Origin of the sequence: Streptomyces sp. NPDC005494, assembly GCF_042872025.1 — a bacterium.
In the GTDB taxonomy this organism is placed as follows: Bacteria; Actinomycetota; Actinomycetes; order Streptomycetales; family Streptomycetaceae; genus Streptomyces.
Window position 1 is genome coordinate 1 of record NZ_JBIAJR010000023.1, and the last position, 17,511, is coordinate 17,511.

At 73.5% G+C, this 17,511-nt stretch carries 3 protein-coding genes; all 3 read right to left on the reverse strand.

Annotated elements, in window-relative coordinates; genetic code table 11:
* Positions 1-1,821 (reverse strand): condensation domain-containing protein (locus ACFYQ6_RS34690; RefSeq protein WP_388766835.1); only part of this gene is annotated, 1,821 nt, incomplete at its 3' end.
* Complete coding sequence (locus tag ACFYQ6_RS34695) at positions 1,818-9,596, reverse strand: amino acid adenylation domain-containing protein (protein ID WP_388766837.1); 7,779 nt, start codon at positions 9,594-9,596, stop codon at positions 1,818-1,820. The genes ACFYQ6_RS34690 and ACFYQ6_RS34695, both read right to left, overlap by 4 nt.
* Positions 9,593-17,284 (reverse strand): amino acid adenylation domain-containing protein, encoded by a 7,692-nt coding sequence (locus ACFYQ6_RS34700; protein WP_388766839.1) that lies wholly within the window; start codon positions 17,282-17,284, stop codon positions 9,593-9,595. The genes ACFYQ6_RS34695 and ACFYQ6_RS34700 overlap by 4 nt, the downstream gene beginning before the upstream one ends.
* Between the last annotated feature and the right edge of the window lie 227 nt (positions 17,285-17,511).

The window sequence follows — 17,511 nt, forward strand, 5'->3', positions numbered from 1 at the left end:
CAGAGCCGCCCGCAGAGCCACCACATCCAGCACACCCGACAAACGCACACCCAACGGAATGTTGTACGTCCCGCTCGGCCCCTCCATACGATTCAAGAACCACAGACGCCGCTGAGCAAAAGACAACGGAACCCGCTCAGGACGCACCATCGGCACCAACGCCGCACGCCCACCCACCGACGAACCCACCACCCGCTCCGCCAACGCCACCACCGACTGCGCATCGAAGAGGGCGCGCACCGGCAGCTCGATCTCGAAGACGCTCCTGATCCGGCTCACCAGGCGGGTGGCGAGCAGCGAGTGGCCGCCGAGGTCGAAGAAGTTGTCGTCGATCGACACCGACGGGACGCCGAGGATCTCGGCGAACAGGCCGCAGAGCATCTCCTCCTGCGGCGTGCGCGGCGCACGGCCGCCGGCTCCGGCCCCGCCGGCGGTCAGGAGACCCCGGGACGAGACGTCACCGGCGCGCGGGGCGGATTCGGGCACCACCCAGCCGAGCGGCGGTGCGACCGACCGCATGACGTCGCCGACCGGCTGGGTACCGCCTCCGGCGACGGTCCGCAGGACGGTTTCCAGATTGCCGAGGATCCCGGCGACGGATTCCTCGGAGAACAGGCCGTCCTGGTAGCCGAGGCGCAGCTGGAGCCTCCGGCCGGGCACGGCGATGAGTGTCAGCGGGTAGTGCGTGGCGTCGGCCCCGTCGACGCCGGTGACGGTGAGGTCACCGAGCGAGCCCCGCAGGCTCTCCGCGTCCACCGGATAGCTCTCGAACGCGACCAGACTGTCGAACAGCTCGCCGTGACCGGTGGCGCGCTGGATCTCGGTGAGCCCGATGTAGTGGTGGTCTAGCAGCGCCGACTGCTCGGCCTGGACGCGCAGGAGCAGCGACCGGAGGGTCTCGGCCGCGTCCAGCCTGATCCGTACGGGCACGGTGTTGATGAACAGGCCGACGATGCTCTCGACGCCCTCGATCTCGGGCGGACGGCCGGAGACGGTGGCGCCGAACACGATGTCGTCGGCGCCGGTGAGCCCGGCGAGCTGGAGACCCCAGGCCACCTGCACCATGGTGTTGACCGTGATGCCCAGCCGGCGGGCCAGCGCCGTCAGCTCGGCGCTCTGCTCCTCGGGCAGCTCCAGGGTGAGCCGGCGGGGCGGTGCGTCGACCGTCCCGTCCGCCTTCGGGGCCACCAGGGTGGGGGCGGCGAGGCCCTCGAACGCGGCCTGCCAGGCCGCCAGCCCCTGCTGCTTGTCCTGCTTGCGCAGCCAGGCGAGGTACAGCTTGAACGGCACCACGGGCGGCAGGCCCGCCGCGTCGCCGCCGCGTTCGTACAGCGCGAAGAGCTCTCCGAGGACCAGCGGCATGGACCAGCCGTCGAGCAGGATGTGGTGGCAGGTGAACATGAGCCGCCAGCCGCGCTCGGCCAGGCGCACCACCGTGAAGCGCAGCAGCGGCGGGTCGGTGAGGTCGAAGCGCACGGCCTCGTCGGCCGCCGTCAGCTCGGCCAGCCGGGTCCGCCGGGCGTCCTCGTCGAGGCCGGACAGGTCGTGCGTGAGGACGGGGGTCTCGAACTCGCGGGGCACCACCTGCACCGGCTTGCTCAGGTTCTCCGACAGGAAGCCGGCCCGCAGGTTGTTCCTGCGGAGCAGGAGGGTCGTCACCGCGGCGCGGAAGACCTCCAGGTCGAACGGGCCCTCGAGGTCGACGGCCAGCCGCACGGTGTAGACGTCCAGGGCGTCCTCGTCGTACGTCGCGTGGAAGAGCATGCCCTCCTGCAACGGTGCGAGCGGCAGGATGTCCTCAAAAAGATCCTTGCGGGTCACCGGGTCTTCCTCCACTCAGCTTCCAGTACCCCGAGATCGTCGAGTTCGAGGTCGATCAGTGACAGGTCGGACGGGGCGAGGCCGGCCGGCTCGCCCTCGCCCCCGCGCTCCGCGAGCGCGGTGAGGACGCGGAACCATCCCTCGGCCAGCGTCCGTACGGCGTCCTCGCTCAGCAGCCGGCGGGGCCAGGTCCAGTTGGCGATCAGCCTCGGCCCGCCGGGGCCGTCCTGGACCAGGACGTTGAGCGAGAGTGCGTGCGGGGCCGGCATCCCCGGGTCGCCGCCGAGCTTCCGGAGGACCTCTCCGTCGGCGGACATGGTCCAGTCACCCGCGCCGGGGCTCGGGTGCGCGGTGTCGCCGGTCTCCGCGGCGACTTCGGTGCGTCCCAGGTAGTTGAAGCCGAACTGCGGGCCGGCGAGCGCGGCCAGCGTGTCGCGGGTGTGGGGGTTGAGGTGGCGCAGCAGGCCGTAGCCGACGCCCTCGTCCGGCATCTGCCGCAGCGTCTCCCGCACCCGGGTGAGGGCCTTGTGCAGGGCGGCCGGGTCGGTGAGGACCCTGCCCCACGGCACCGGCCCGAGGTCGAGGCGCACGGGTGCGAGGCTGGTGAACCAGCCGACCGTACGGGAGATGTCGATCTCCTCGCCCTGCGGGATCTGCCGGCCGTGCCGCTCGACGTCCACCAGCACCTCGGTGCCGGCGCCGAGCCCGCGCCCGCGCCGCCAGTCGGCGACGGCCAGGGCGAAGCCGGTCAGGAGCACGTCCTCGACGCCGCCCCGCACGGCGGCCGGCACCTCGGTGAGGAGCGGCCCGGTGACGGCCTCGGGCAGGGTCAGCACGAGCGCGTCCTGGGTGGCCATGGTGTCGACGCCCGGGTCGCGCGTCTCCTCGGTCACCGGCACGTCCCCGTCACCGAGCTGTTCGGCCCACCAGGTGACCTGGGCCGCGCGTGCGGGCTCGGCCGCGAGGCCGGTGAGCCACTGGGCCCAGCGCCGCCACGAGGTGCCGACGGGCTGCAGCGCGGGTTCGCGGGACTCGTGGGCCGCCTGCCACGCCTCGGCGAGATCGGGTACGAGGATCCGCCACGACACGCCGTCTACGGCGAGGTGGTGGCCGAGGAACAGCAGCCGTCCGGGGTCGTCGGGGCCCGCGTCGAACCACACCACCCGCACGATGTCCCCGTCCGCCGGGGACAGCTGCGCGACCGCGCGCTCCGCCGCCTCGGCGACGGCGGCCCGCACCCGCGCACCGTCCGCGCCGGTGACGTCGACGCGGCTCACGCAGCCGGCGGGGTCCACCGCGCCGCGTTCCCGCACCTCGTAGGACCAGGCTCCGTCCTCGCTCACCGTCAGCCGCAGCCGCAGGGCGTCGTGGTGGTCGAGCACGGTCCCGACCGCGGCGGTCAGGGTCTTCAGGGTCATCCGGGCGGGGACCTGGAGCAGCACCGACTGGTGGAACCGCTCCGTACGGCCGCCGTTGTCACGCAGCCAGTGCGTCATCGGGGTCAGCGGCACCGCGCCGATCCCGGCGTCGGGGTCCTGCGGGGGCAGTTCGCCGACGGTGCGCGCGACGGCCGCGAGTCCGGCGGCCGTCCGGTGCTCGAAGACGTCCCGGGGGGTGATGACCAGGCCGCCCTTGCGTACCTGGCCGACGAGCTTGATGGAGACGATGCTGTCGCCGCCGAGCTCGAAGAAGTTGGCGTCGACGTCCACGCCGGGCAGGCCGAGCACCGCGCCGAACGCCTCGGCGAGCACCCGCTCCGCCTCGGTGGCCGGCGCCCGTCCGCCGCCGGGACCGGCGGCGGGAACGGGTGCGGGCAGCGCGGCGTGGTCCAGCTTGCCGTTCACCGTCAGCGGCAGGGCGTCCACGACCACGTACGCCTGCGGGACCATGTACTCGGGCAGCCGCCCGGCCGCCCACGCCCGCACGGCGTCGGTGTCCAGGACCGTGTCCGGGTCGGGCACCACGTAGCCGACGAGCTGCCGGACGCCTGGCCGGTCCTCGCGCACCACGACCGCGGCGCCGTCCACCTGGGGGCAGCCCGAGAGCACGGACTCGATCTCGCCGAGTTCGATGCGGAAGCCGCGCAGCTTCACCTGGCTGTCCCGGCGCCCGACGAACTCCAGCGCTCCGTCCGCGCGCCACCGCACCACGTCACCCGTGCGGTACAGCCGGGTACCCGGCGCCCCGAACGGATTCGCCACGAACCGCTCCGACGTCAGACCCGGCCGGCCCAGGTACCCCCGCGCCAGCCCCACACCCGAGACGTACAGCTCCCCCGGAACACCCACCGGGCACAGGCCGAGGGCGCCGTCCAGGACGTACACCCTGGTGTTGGCGATCGGTCCGCCGATGGGCGGGGTGACGGTGCCGTCCACCGGGTCGCTCGCCGTGGCGCAGACGGTCGTCTCGGTAGGCCCGTAGGCGTTGATCACCCGGCGGCCGGGGGACCAGCGCGCGGCGAGGTCACGGGGGCAGGCCTCGCCGGCCGTCACCAGGGTGAGTCCCTCGGGGGCGTCCTGCGGATCGGCGCCGGACAGTGCCGTCGGGGTGAGGGTGGCGTGGGTGATCCGCTGCTCCGACAGGAAGTCGGTGAGCGCCTGGCCGAGGACGGGCCCGTCGGCCGGGGTCAGCACGAGTGCCGCGCCGTTGAGGAGGGCCATGACGGTCTCCCAGGCGGAGGCGTCGAAGCTGGGCGCGGCGAACTGCCCGATCCTGCTCTCCGGGTCCACGCCGAGCCGCTCGGCGTGCCAGGCGGCGAGACTGCCCAGCCCCCGGTGGGTGACCGCGACGCCCTTGGGCCGCCCGGTGGAGCCCGAGGTGTAGATGACGTACGCGGGGTGGTCGGCCGACAGCGGTGAACGGCGGTCCGCGTCCGTGAGCTCGGCCCCGGAGAGACCGGCGAGCTCCTCGGCGGTCCCGGGGCCGTCGAGCACCAGCGGCTGGCCGTAGCCGGCCGGCAGCTTGCCCGTCAGGGCGGCGACGGTGACGACGAGCGTGGGGGCGCTGTCGCCGATCATGTACGCGATCCGGTCGGCCGGGTGGTTCGGATCGACGGGTACGTAGGCCGCGCCACTGGTCATCACGGCCAGCAGCGCGACGGTCAGTTCGGCCGACCTGGGCAGGACGAGCGCGACCCGGTCCTCGGGTCCGGCACCGCGCCCGACCAGCAGCCTGGCGAGCCGGTTGGCCCGGTCGGCCAGTTCCGCGTAGTCCAGGGTGGTGCCGCCCGCGACCACCGCGGGCCGGCCGGGGACGTCCGCCGCCCGGCCGGCGAACAGCTCGGGCACGGTGCCGCCCGGCACCGCGCGGTCGCTGTCGTTCCAGCCGGTGAGCAGCTGCGCGCGCTCCGCCGCGGGAAGGATCTCGAGCAGGCGCACGGGCGTACGCGGGTCGGCGGCGACGGCACGCAGCAGCGTGACCAGGTGGCCGGCCATGCGCTCCACGGTGGCCCGGTCGAACAGGTCCGTGCTGTACCCGAGGATGCCGCGGATGCCGCCGTCCGCGTCCTCGGCAAGGCTCAGCTCCAGGTCCACCTTGGCGACCGGCAGCAGCATGTCCTCGACGGTGGCGCGCAGGCCGGGCAGTTCCAGCTCGCCCGAGCTGTTGTTCTGGTACGCGATCAGCACCTGGAACAGCGGGTTGTGCGAGAGGGAGCGGTCCGCTCCGACGAGGTCGACGAGCCGCTCGAACGGCAGGTCCTGGTGCGCGTAGGCCTCCAGGGCGCTCCCGCGTGCCCGGTGCAGCAGGTCGACGAAGCTCGGGTCACCGGACACGTCGGTGCGCAGCACCAGGGTGTTGACGAAGAAGCCGACGAGGTCGTCGGCCGCCGAGTCCGTCCGGCCGGCGACCGGGGTGCCGATCGGGATGTCGGTCCCGGCACCGAGGCGGGACAGGAGCGCCGCCAGGGCGGCCTGGAAGACCATGAACGGCGTGGTGTCGGTCTTGTCGGCGAGGACCCGCAGGCTCTGCGCCAGCTCCGGGCCGACGGTGAGGGGCACCTGGGCGCCCCGGTGGGTGGCGACCGGCGGGCGGGGCCGGTCGGTGGGGAGTTCGAGCTCCTGCGGGGCACCGGCCAGCTGCCGGGCCCAGTACTCCCGCTGGCCGGCCGCGAGACTGTCCTCGTCGTGCTCGTCGCCCAGCAGCCGCCGCTGCCACAGCGTGTAGTCCGCGTACTGCACGGGCAGCGGGCGCCACTTCGGCGCTTCGCCGGCGAGCCGGGCCCGGTACGCCTCGCCGAGGTCGCGGGAGAGCGGCTCCTGCGACCAGCCGTCGCCCGCGATGTGATGGACGACGACACACAGCACGTGCTCGTCCGCCGAGATCCGGAAGAGTCGCACGCGCAGCGGGAGTTCACGGGCCAGGTCGAAGCCCGCGGCCCCTGCCGCGTCGAGAGCGGCGGGCAGCGCCTCCTCCGTCACGTCGGTGACCTCGACGCCGACCACCGCCACCGCGGCGGGCACGATCTGCTGCCAGGGCTCGCCGTCGGTGTCCGGGAAGACGGTGCGCAGTGACTCGTGCCTGGAGACCACGTCGCCGAGGGCCGCTGTCAGTGCCGGCACGCTCAGCTCGCCGTGGAGACGGACGGCGAAGGGGATGTTGTAGGTGGCGCTCGGCCCCTCCATGCGGTTCAGGAACCACAGCCGTCGCTGGGCGAACGACAGCGGTATCCGCTCGGGGCGTTCGGCGGGGCGCAGCGGTGTACGGGCCGGGGACGCGCCGTCCATGAGACGGACGGCCAGCCGGGCGACGGTGGGCTCCTCGAAGACACGCCGGATCGACAGTTCCACGCCGAGCACCGCGCGCACCCGGCTCACCAGCCGGGTGGCGAGCAGGGAGTGCCCGCCGAGTTCGAAGAAGTTGTCGTCGACGGACACGGAGGACAGCCCCAGCACCTCCTGGAACAGCCCGCACAGCAGTTCCTCGTGCGGCGTCCGGGGCCCGCGTGCCTCCTCGGCGACGTACTCGGGGACGGGCAGCGCCTTCGTGTCCAGCTTGCCGTTGGTGGTCAGCGGCAGGGCGTCCAGGACGACGACGGGCCGCGGGACCATGTACTCCGGGAGCCGTTCGGCGGCCCAGGCACGCAGTTCCTCCCCGTCGAGCCCGGCACCGGCGGCGGGCACCGCGTAGCAGACGAGCTGCCGGAGGCCGGGCCGGTCCTCCCGGACCAGTACGGCGATCTGGCCGACCGCCTCATGTCCGGCGAGGACGGATTCGATCTCGCCGAGTTCGATGCGGAAGCCGCGCAGCTTCACCTGGCTGTCCCGGCGCCCGACGAACTCCAGCAGCCCCTCGGCACGCCACCGCACCACATCACCCGTGCGGTACAACCGGGTACCCGGCGCCCCGAACGGATTCGCCACGAACCGCTCCGACGTCAGACCCGGCCGGCCCAGATACCCCCGCGCCAGCCCCACACCCGAGACGTACAGCTCCCCCGGAACACCCACCGGGCACAGGTCCATCCCGCTGTCGAGCACGTAGACCTGCTTGCCGTCGAACGGCCGGCCGATCGGCACCGGATCCGGCACGGGCCGGTCCGCGCCCAGCGGGTGCGCGGCGGCGATGACGGTGACCTCGGTGGGCCCGTACGCGTCCACGACCGTGATGTCCGGGCAGGCGTCCAGCACCTGGCGCACCGTTGCCGCGGGCACCGCCTCCCCACCGGCCCACACCTCACGCATCGGGCGGAGGATCTCAGGGGCCTCGGCGGCGATCAGCCTGAACAGGCCGGTGGTGAACAGGGCCGCGGTGACGCGGCCCTCCTGGACGGTCCGCCCGATGGTGGCCATGTCGAGATCGCCGGGCGGCCCGACGACGAGGGTGCCGCCGTTCAGCAGCGGGGTCCACATCTCGTACGTCGACGCGTCGAACGCGTGCGCCGAGTGCATCAGCACCCGCTCCTGCGCGCCGTTCGCGAAGCGGCTGTCGGCGACCAGGTCCGCGATCCCCCGGTGGGTGACGGCGACGCCCTTGGGCCGGCCCGTCGAGCCGGAGGTGTACATGACGTAGGCGAGGCGTTCGGGGCCGGGCGGCATGGGCACGCCGCCCGGGGGGACCGGGTAGGAGCCGGGCAGGTCTCCCTGCTCCAGCACGAGGGACGTACCGCTGTCCTGGAGGACGTCAGCGCGCCGGGACTCCGGCCAGCGGTGGTCGACGGGCACGTAGACCGCTCCGGCCCGCAGCACGCCGAGGACGGCGAGCACGAACTCGACGGAGCGCTCCATCACGATGCCGACCGGCTCCTCGGGACGTACGCCGCGGTCGATCAGCCACGCGGCGATCTCCTCGGCCCTGCGGGTCGTCTCCGCGTACGTCAGCGACCGGTCGCCACGGACCAGGGCCTCCCGCTCCGGGGTCTCGGCGGTCCGCAGCGCCAGCAGTTCGGGGATGGTGCGCGCGGGCTCGGGGACGGGGACCGGGTTCCACGTGCCGAGCAGGTCCGCGCGCTCACCGGCGTCCAGCAGGTCGACCGCTCCGGTGGGCAGGTCCGGTTCGGCGGCGAAGGCCCGCAGCACGGCGGTGAGGCGCCTGCCCAGGCTCTCGACCTCGGGCTTCTCGAAGGCGTCGGACCGGTAGGTGAAGCGGAGTTCGATCGAGGACCCGGGGATGACCATGAGGGCGAGCGGGTAGTGCGCGCCGTCCGTGGAGAAGTGACCGGCGACCGAGAGACCACCGGGCAGGGTGAGCGCCGCCGGGTCGACGGGGAAGTTCTCGAGGACGGTGAGGGTGTCGAACAGGTCCCCGTGCCCGGCGGCCCGCTGGATCTCCGCCAGGCCGAGGTGCTGATGGGCCATCAGCCTGCTCTGCTCCTCCTGCAGCCGTCCGCACAGCCCCAGCAGCGTCTCCTCGCGCGGGACGCGGACCCGCACGGGCACCGTGTTGAGGAAGAGACCCACCATGGTGTGCACCCCGGGTATCTCCGGCGAGCGGCCTGCGAGGGTCATGCCGAAGGTGACGTCCCCGCGGTCGGTGAGCCTGGCCAGCACCAGGCCCCACGCGGCCTGCACGACCGTGTTGAGCGTGATGCCGTGCTCCCGGGCCCGCCCGGTCAGCCGGGCGGTGGCCTCCGGACCGAGCGGGACGGAGACCTTGCTGGGCAGCACCGTCGTGGACCGGTCGTCGGGCATCGCCGCGAGCAGGGTCGGCTCGTCGAGCCCCTCCAGCGCGCTCCGCCAGGCCCGGACCGCGCCTTCACGGTCCTGCTTGGCGAGCCAGGCCAGGTGGTAGCGGTACGGGGTGACCGGCGGCAGGACCGAGGCGTCCCCACCGGCCGCGTACAGCTCGAACAGCTCGCGCACCAGGACGGGGGCGGACCAGCCGTCCAGCAGGATGTGGTGATTGGTCACCAGCAGCCGGTGCCGCGTGCCGGCGACCCGGATGACGGTGAACCGGAGGAGCGGCGGGTGGCGCAGGTCGAAGCGGGTCGCGCGGTCCCGCTCGGTGAGGCCGCGCAGCGCGTCCTCCCGCTCCTGGACCGGGAGCCCGGTCAGGTCGGCCTCGTGCCAGGGCAGCTCGGCCTCCTTCGGCACGAACTGCAGGGGGCGCGGGCCGTCGTGCCGGAAGCCGGCACGCAGGTTGCCGTGCCGCGCCAGCAGTGCCTGCGCGGCGGCGCGCAGCGCGGGCACGTCCAGCGGACCGTCGATGTCGAGTCCCAGCTGCATGACGTAGACGTCCGGGCCCGACTGCTCGTCGTACTGCGCGTGGAAGAGCAGGCCCTCCTGGAGCGGGGTGAGCGGGAGTACGGCTTCCAGCGACGGCTTCTCGTTCGAGGTCATTCCGAAACGCTCCACTTCGACTCGAACTCGTCGAGTTCGTCCTGCGAGACCAGTGCCATGTCCCATCCGGCCGCGTCCGCCGGGCCGGAGGTCCCGCCTTCCGCGGGTGCCGGTCCGGCCGTCGCGGCGATGGCGCGCACGGTGCGGTGCGTGAACACGTCCTGCGGGGTGAACACCAGGCCCTCGGCGCGGGCCCGGCTGACGAGCTGGACCGAGACGATGCTGTCGCCGCCCAGCCGGAAGAAGTCGTCGTCCGCACCGGCCCGGGGGACCCCGAGCACCTCGGCGAACAGCCTGGCGAGCGCCTGCTCCTGCGGTGTGGCGGGAGCCGTGTCCGAGGCGGACGCCGCCGCGTCGGGGGCGGGCAGCGCCTTGTGGTCGAGCTTGCCGTTCAGCGTGACCGGCAGGGCGTCCAGGAGCACCAGGGCGGTGGGCACCATGTGGTCGGGCAGCCTCCCGGCGAGCGCCGTACGCAGTCCGGCCAGCAGCGCGCCGCTCCTGCGGGCCGTGAGCGGGTCGTTCGCGAGGCGGGCGGGCACCGTGTCCGGGAGGTACAGGTCCCGGTAGGCGGGAGCCGCGCCCGTTCCGTCCCCGGCCTGCTCGGGGACGAACACCGCGTCGAGCCGTCCGTCGTCCGCCCCGGCGGTCCAGGTGACCAGCGCCCGGTAGCCGGCGGGGGTGCCGGCCTCGTGCAGGGCCGTGACGTCCACGCCCTGCGGTACGGCGCCCGTGCCGTCCGCCCCGGCCAGGTCCGCGTCGAGCCTGCCGTTGGGGATGCCGGTGACGCGCAGCCCGTCCGGGCGCTCGTCGCGCAGCAGCGCGGCGATGCCGTCGAGACCGCCCGCCCGTTCCCAGGCGAGCGCCGGCACGTCCGCGAGGCTGACGGGCGCGGCCGGACGCTTGTGCAGGACCACGTCGTAGCGGTAGCGGCTGAGCTCGTTGGCGTAGTCGCCGCGCTTGACGCGGACGTCCGCGCCGCCGAAGCCGTCGAGGGCCAGCGACCCGAACAGAGCCGGGTCCAGCAGCAGTTCGGTCTCGCGCTCGACCGCCCGGTCCACGGCGAACCTGGTGGCCTCGGCGCCGTCCCCGGGGTGGCCGGTGCGGTGCACGGCCGTACGCATGCGGCGCAGCAGCCGGAGGTCGCGGAGGTCGCCGAGGAAGACCGAGCCGGTGTCGCCGAGCAGCGCGAACGCCTTCTCGACGACGTCCGTCAGATAGTCCAGGCCCGGGAAGTACTGCGCCACCGAGTTGATGACGACGGTGTCGAACGTGCCCACCGGCAGCTCGTCCAGCTGGTGCGCCGGGGTCGCGGTGAAGCAGGTGCGCCGCGCGAGTTCCGGGATCTGCGCCGTCTGCCGGCACAGGGTGTCGATCACCTCACCGGACAGGTCGGTGCCCCAGTAGAGGTCCACGTGGGGCGCGACCGGGGTCATGATCAGTCCGGCGCCGACGCCGATCTCCAGGACCCTGCGGGGGCGCAGCTCCAGAATCCGCTCGACGGTCGCCGCACGCCAGGCGCGCATCTCCGCCTCGGGCAGTTCGGTCCCGTCGTAACTGCTGTGCCAGCCGCTGAAGTTCTCGCCGAGCGGGGGTCCGTCGTGGGCCGAGGCGCCGTACACCTCGTCGTTGACGGTCTGCCACTTCTCGACCTGGTCGCTCTCCAGGCCGGTGTCACGGGCGCCTTCCTCCTGCGCGGCGGGCACCACGTAGCCGACCAGCCTGCGCTCGCCCGGGCGGTCCTCGCGGACCACGACGGCGGCGGACTCGACCTGGGGCTGGTCGGTCAGCGCGGCGGTGATCTCCCCCAGCTCCACGCGGAAGCCGCGCACCTTCACCTGGTCGTCGGCGCGCCCGGCGAACTCCAGCTGTCCGTCCGCGCGCCTGCGCACCACGTCACCGGTGCGGTACATGCGCTCGCCGGGGGCCCCGAACGGCGCCGCGACGAAGCGCTCCGAGGAGAGCCCGGGGCGGCCGAGGTAGCCGCGTGCCAGGTTGAGCCCGGCGATGTACAGCTCGCCGTACACGCCGACCGGGACGGGGACGAGCCGCGCGTCCAGCACGTAGGCGCGGGAGTTGGCGATCGGGGTGCCGATCGGCGGTGTGACCGCCCCGGACAGCGGGGCGCTCATCGTGGCGCAGACCGTCGTCTCGGTGGGGCCGTAGGCGTTGATCATGCGCCGGCCGGCCGACCAGATCCCGGCCAGCTCGGCCGAGCACGCCTCGCCGGCGACGGTCAGCACCATGCCGGGGGGTACGGCGCCGGGGTCGAGGCCGGTCAGCGCGATGGGCGGGATCGTCGCGTGGCTGATGCGCCGTTCGGTGAGGAACCGGGCCAGCTCCTCGCCGAGCAGCAGCCCGCCGCCGACGGGGAGGACCAGCGTCGCTCCGCTGAGCAGCGCGATGCACGTCTCGGACACCGCCGCGTCGAAGCTGGGAGCCGCGTACTGCACGACCCGGCTGTCCGGCCCGACGGCGAAGCGCTCGCTCTGGGCCGCGGCGAGGTTCCCGATGCCCCGGTGGGTGACCACGACGCCCTTGGGGCGTCCGGTCGAGCCGGAGGTGTAGATGACGTACGCCGGGTGATCGGCCGAGGCGGGCTCCCGCCGGTCCGCGTCCGACAGCGGTCCCGTGGGGCGGGCGGCGATCCGGGCCGCGGTGGCCGGGGCGTCCACGACGATCACGGGCACGTCCGGCACCACCTCCCGGGCGAGGTCCGCGACCGCCGAGGTGGTGAGCGTCAGCGCGGGCCCGGAGTCCTCCGCCATGAAGGCGACCCGTTCGCGCGGATATCCCGGGTCGACGGGCACGAACGCCCCGCCCGCCGTGACCACGGCGAGCTGGGCCACGAGGAGGTCGAGCGACTTCGGCATGACCAGGAGCACCCGGTCCTCGGCGCCGATCCCGCGGGTGACCAGGTGGCGGGCCAGTCCGGCGACGCGCCGGGCGAGTTCGCCGTAGCTCAGTTCAGCCTCGCCCGCCACCACCGCGAGCGAGCCGGGGGTGCGCGCGGCCTGCTCGGTGAAGAGCTCGGCCAGCGTGGCTCCGGCGACCGGGCACGCGGTGTCGTTCCACTCGACGAGGATCCGCCGGCGCTCCTCGGCGCCCAGCACGTCCAGCTCGCTCAGGCGGCTGTCCGGCCGTCGGGTGGCCTGGTCCAGCAGACGCGTCAGCCTGACGGTGAGCAGCTCGATCGTCGCCCGGTCGTACAGGTCGGTGGCGTACTCGACGGCGCAGGTGGTGTGGTCCGGGGTGTCCCCGTCGCCCTCGACCTCGCGGAAGTCGAAGAGCAGGTCCAGCTTGGCGGTGTGGGTGACGGCGGGCTCGATCCAGGCGTCGAGACCGGGCAGGTCCAGCGCCGGGGTCTCGTTGTTCTGGAAGCCGAGGCCGATCTGGACCAGCGGGTGCCGGCCCGCCGAGCGTTCCGGGTTGACGGCCTCGACGAGCCTCTCGAAGGGGAGGTCCTGGTTGGCGAAGGCGGCCAGGCCGTCCGCGCGCGCCCTGCCCAGCAGGTCGGCGAAGCTCGGGTCGCCGGACAGGTCGGTGCGCATCACGAGGGTGTTGACGAGGAAGCCGATCAGGTCGTCCAGGGCCTCGTCGGTACGTCCCGCGATCGAGATGCCGAGCGGGATGTCGTCGCCCGCGCCGAGCTTGCCGAGCAGCGCCGCCAGGGCGGTCTGCACCACCATGAAGGGGCTGACGTCGTGCTCGCGCGAGCAGCGGGTCAGCTGCTGGTGCAGCGCGGGCGGCAGGTCGAAGCGGAGGGTCTCGCCGCGGTAGGAGGCGACGGCCGGCCGGGGCCGGTCGGTGGGCAGCGTGACCTCTTCGGGCAGGCCGCCCAGGTAGCGCGTCCAGAAGGCCAGCTGGCCGGAGATCGCGGAGCCCGGGGTGTCCTCGTCGCCGAGGATCTCGCGCTGCCACAGGGTGTAGTCGGCGTACTGCACCGGCAGCGGCTCCCACTCGGGGCTCCTGCCGTGGCAGCGTGCGGTGTAGGCGGTCTGGAGGTCGCGGGTCAGCGGCACCAGGGACCAGCCGTCACCGGCGATGTGGTGCATCGGCATGAGGAGGGCGTGCTCCTGCTCGGACACGGCGAACAGGTGCGCGCGGATGGGCGCCTCGGTGGCCAGGGAGAACCCGGCGGCGGCGCGTTCGGTCATCGCCTCGGCAAGCCGGTCGGCGGCGATCTCGGTCACCCCCATCACGGGGGTGGCCTCCTCCGGCGTCAGGATGTGCTGGCGCGGGGTGCCCATGCGGTCGGGGAACACGGTGCGCAGGCTCTCGTGCCGTGTGACGACGTCGCCGATCGCCGCCTGGAGCGCCGCGCGGTCCAGCGAGCCGTTCAGCCGTACGACGAGCGGGATGTTGTAGGTCCCGGAGCCGCCGTCGATCTTGTCGACGAACCACAGCCGGAGCTGGGCGAAGGACAGCGGGATCTCTTCCGGCTTCTCCATCCGGGTCAGCGGGCGCCGGGCCGTGGGCACGTCACCGTGGCCGGCGAGCCAGGCGATGAGCGCCGCGGGGGTGGGTGCCTCGAAGACCGTACGGATGGCGAGCTCGACGCCGAACGCGGCGCGCACCCGGCTGACCAGCCTGGTCGCCAGCAGTGAATGACCGCCCAGGTCGAAGAAGTTGTCGTCCATGGAGACCGAGGGCAGACCGAGGATCTCGGCGAAGACCCCGCAGAAGATCTCCTCCTCGGGGGTCCGGGGCGCCCGGCCTCCGGCGGTGCCCGCCATGTCCGGGGCGGGCAGCGCCCGGGTGTCGAGCTTGCCGTTCCCCGTCAGGGGCAGCACGTCCAGCTGGACGAACGCCGTGGGCACCATGTGCTCGGGCAGGGAGGCGGCGGCGTGCTTGCGCAGCGCGGCCGGCTCCAGCTCCACCCGGCCACCGGGTCCCTGGCCGCTGACGACGTAGGCCACCAGCCGCATGTCGTCCGGGATGTCCTCGCGCACGACGACGGCCGTCTGCCGGACGTCGGGGTGCAGCAGCACGGCGGCCTCGATCTCGCCCAGCTCGATGCGGAAGCCGCGGATCTTGACCTGCTGGTCGGCCCGCCCCAGGTACTCCAGGTCGGCGCTGCCGTCCAGGGCCCACCGGGCCAGGTCCCCGGAGCGGTACATGCGCTCCCCCGCCGGGCCGAACGGGTCCGCGACGAACCGGGTACTGCTCAGGTCCGGCCGCCCCAGGTAACCGTCGGCGACGGCGGGCCCGGCGACGTACAGCTCACCGGTCGCGCCGGGCGGAACGGGTCGCAGCGCCGTGTCGAGGAGGTAGACACGCAGGTCGCTGATGCCGAGGCCGATCATGCTGCCGCCGGACGTGACGCAGGCCGCGTCGAGCATCCGCTCGGTGGTGTGCACCGTGGTCTCGGTGATGCCGTACATGTTCACGAGCCGCGGCGAGTCCTCCGGGTGCCGCTCGTACCACTCGGCGAGCCGCCCGAAGTCGAGCGCGGCCCCGCCGAAGACGACGTACCGCAGGGCGAGCGCCCGCCCGGTGTCCGGGTTGACCCGGTCGGCCTGGATCAGCTGGTAGAAGGCCGACGGCGTCTGGTTGAGGACGGTGACCCGTTCCCGCACGAGCAGGCGCAGGAACTCCTCCGGTGCCCGGCTGACCGCGAACGGCACCACCACGAGCGTCCCGCCGTGCAGCAGGGCGCCCCAGATCTCCCAGACGGAGAAGTCGAAGGCGTACGAGTGGAACAGCGCCCACACGTCGTCGGGCCCGAAGCCGGACCAGTGCGCGGTCGAGTCGAAGAGCCGGATCACGTTCCGGTGGGCGACGACGACGCCCTTGGGGCGGCCGGTGGAACCGGAGGTGTAGATGACGTACGCCGCCTGGTCGGGCAGGACCGGCCCGCCGCGCTCGGCGTCCGAGAGCGGGCCGCTCGGCAGCCCGGCCAGCTCGGCCACCGTCGTCACGTGGTCCAGCACGATCTCCGGAGTCCGGACCGCGAGCTGGGTGAAGGCGTCGCGCTGGGCGGTGACGACCACGGCGGGTTCGGCGTCGCCGAGCATGTAGGCCACCCGGTCGGCGGGGTACTCGGGGTCGATCGGCAGATACGCCGCCCCGGCCTTCAGGGTGGCCAGCAGCGCCACGGCCGTCTCCACCGACCGGGGCATCGCCAGCGCGACGAGCTGCCCGCGCCTGACGCCCCTGCTGATGAGGAGCCGCGCCAACTGGTTGGAGCGCTCGTCCAGTTCCCGGTAGGTGAGGGACGTGGTGCCCGACGCTCCGGGGTACACGACGGCGCGGTTGCCGGGGTGGGCCGCCGCGGCGGCGGCGAACCGCTCGGGCAGGGACACGGGCTCCACCCGCGCCGGGGTCCGGGCGGCGCCGCCCCAGTCGCCGACGAGCCTGGCCAGTGTCCCGGGGTCGACGACGTCCAGGGCGCCGACCGGACGGTCGGGGTGCTCGGTGAGCTCGCTGAGCAGCCGGGTGATCAGCCGGTGGTGCTGCCGCACCGCGTCGACGCCGTACACGTCCGGGTTGGCCGAGACGTCGAACTGGAAGCCGCCGTCCTGGCGGCCGACGACGATGAGGGAGAAGTCGTCGTCGTGCCCGGCCACCAGCGGGTGCAGGCTCGCGGGCAGCCCCGCGAAGTGCAGGGCGGGGGCGACGACATGCAGGTTGAGCCTCGGCCCGAGCAGCCGGCCGTCGGAGCCGAGCAGCTTGAGGTCGCGCCGGAGGTCCTCGTAGCGGTAGCGCTTGTGCCGGGAGACGGCGCGCATGCGCTGGTGGGCGTGGCGGACGAGCTCCTGCGCCGTCATGTCCGGGCGCACCGTCATCCGCACGCCGACCACGTTCGACACCATGCCGGGCACGGCACGCCCCGCGCCGGTCGTACGCGCGGCGACGGACAGGGCCACGACGACGTCACCGCTGCCGGAGATCCGGCTCGTGTACGCGGCGAGGGCGGCCAGCACCGCGGCCGGCCACCCGACCCGGGCGCCGCGGGCGGCGTCGCGGACCCGGGTGCCGGTCTCCGCCGGGACCTGGCGTGTCTCCCGTACGAGGTCGGTGGGCAGGGCCGTCGGACGGTCGCCGAGGCTCACGGCGTGCGGCCGGTCCTCGAACTGCGCGGTCCAGAAGTCCCGGTCGGCGGCGAAGGCGGCGGACTCCTGGTAGGCGGTCTCGTCGTCGATCAGCTCGCGCAGCGGGGGGAACGCGCCGCCCGAGGTGTCCTCGCCCGTCACGAGACCGGTGTAGACGTCCGCGGTGCGGGAGGCGACGAGGCTCGCCCCGAAGCTGTCCATCACCAGGTGGTGGTAGCGGTAGTAGAAGAAGAAGCGGTCGTCGGCGACCTTGATGAGCGCGAAGCGGTACAGGGCACCGCCGAGCACGTCCACCGGTGTGCGCGCGTCGGCCCACATCCAGGTGCCGGCCGCCTCGGCCGGCCGGTCCTCCGCCGTCAGGTCGAGGACCTCGACGGGCTCCGCAGACCAGTCGGTGACCGGCGCGATCAGCTGGACGGGGCCTGACCCCTCCTCGGTGAACCGGGCGCGCAGGGCCTCCGTCTCGGTCACGATCTGCCGCATCGCCGTGGTGAACAGCAGCGGATCGACCGCACCGGCTATCTCCAGGTACAGGGCCGCGTTGAACGTCGCGTTCGGACCGCTGAGGCTCTGCGCGTACCAGATTCCGGCCTGGCCGGCGGTCAGCGGCAGAACCGTGGCTGACGAGTCAGACATCTGTCCTCTGTTTCTTCGGGCCTGGCCGATCCGGGAACCGGTCGGTGAGCAAAGGGACGGCAGACACGGGCTCCGGACGGCCGGCACCGGTACGGGCCGGCTCGGCGGCCGCCGGTGGGCGGGCACAGCCGTGCCCTTCGCCCGTGGAGCCGGTTTTCGTCGGCTGCGGTCCATCGACGTTCGGTAAACGAATACACGTCCGGACAAGCCCTGCGGCACGTCGGTGC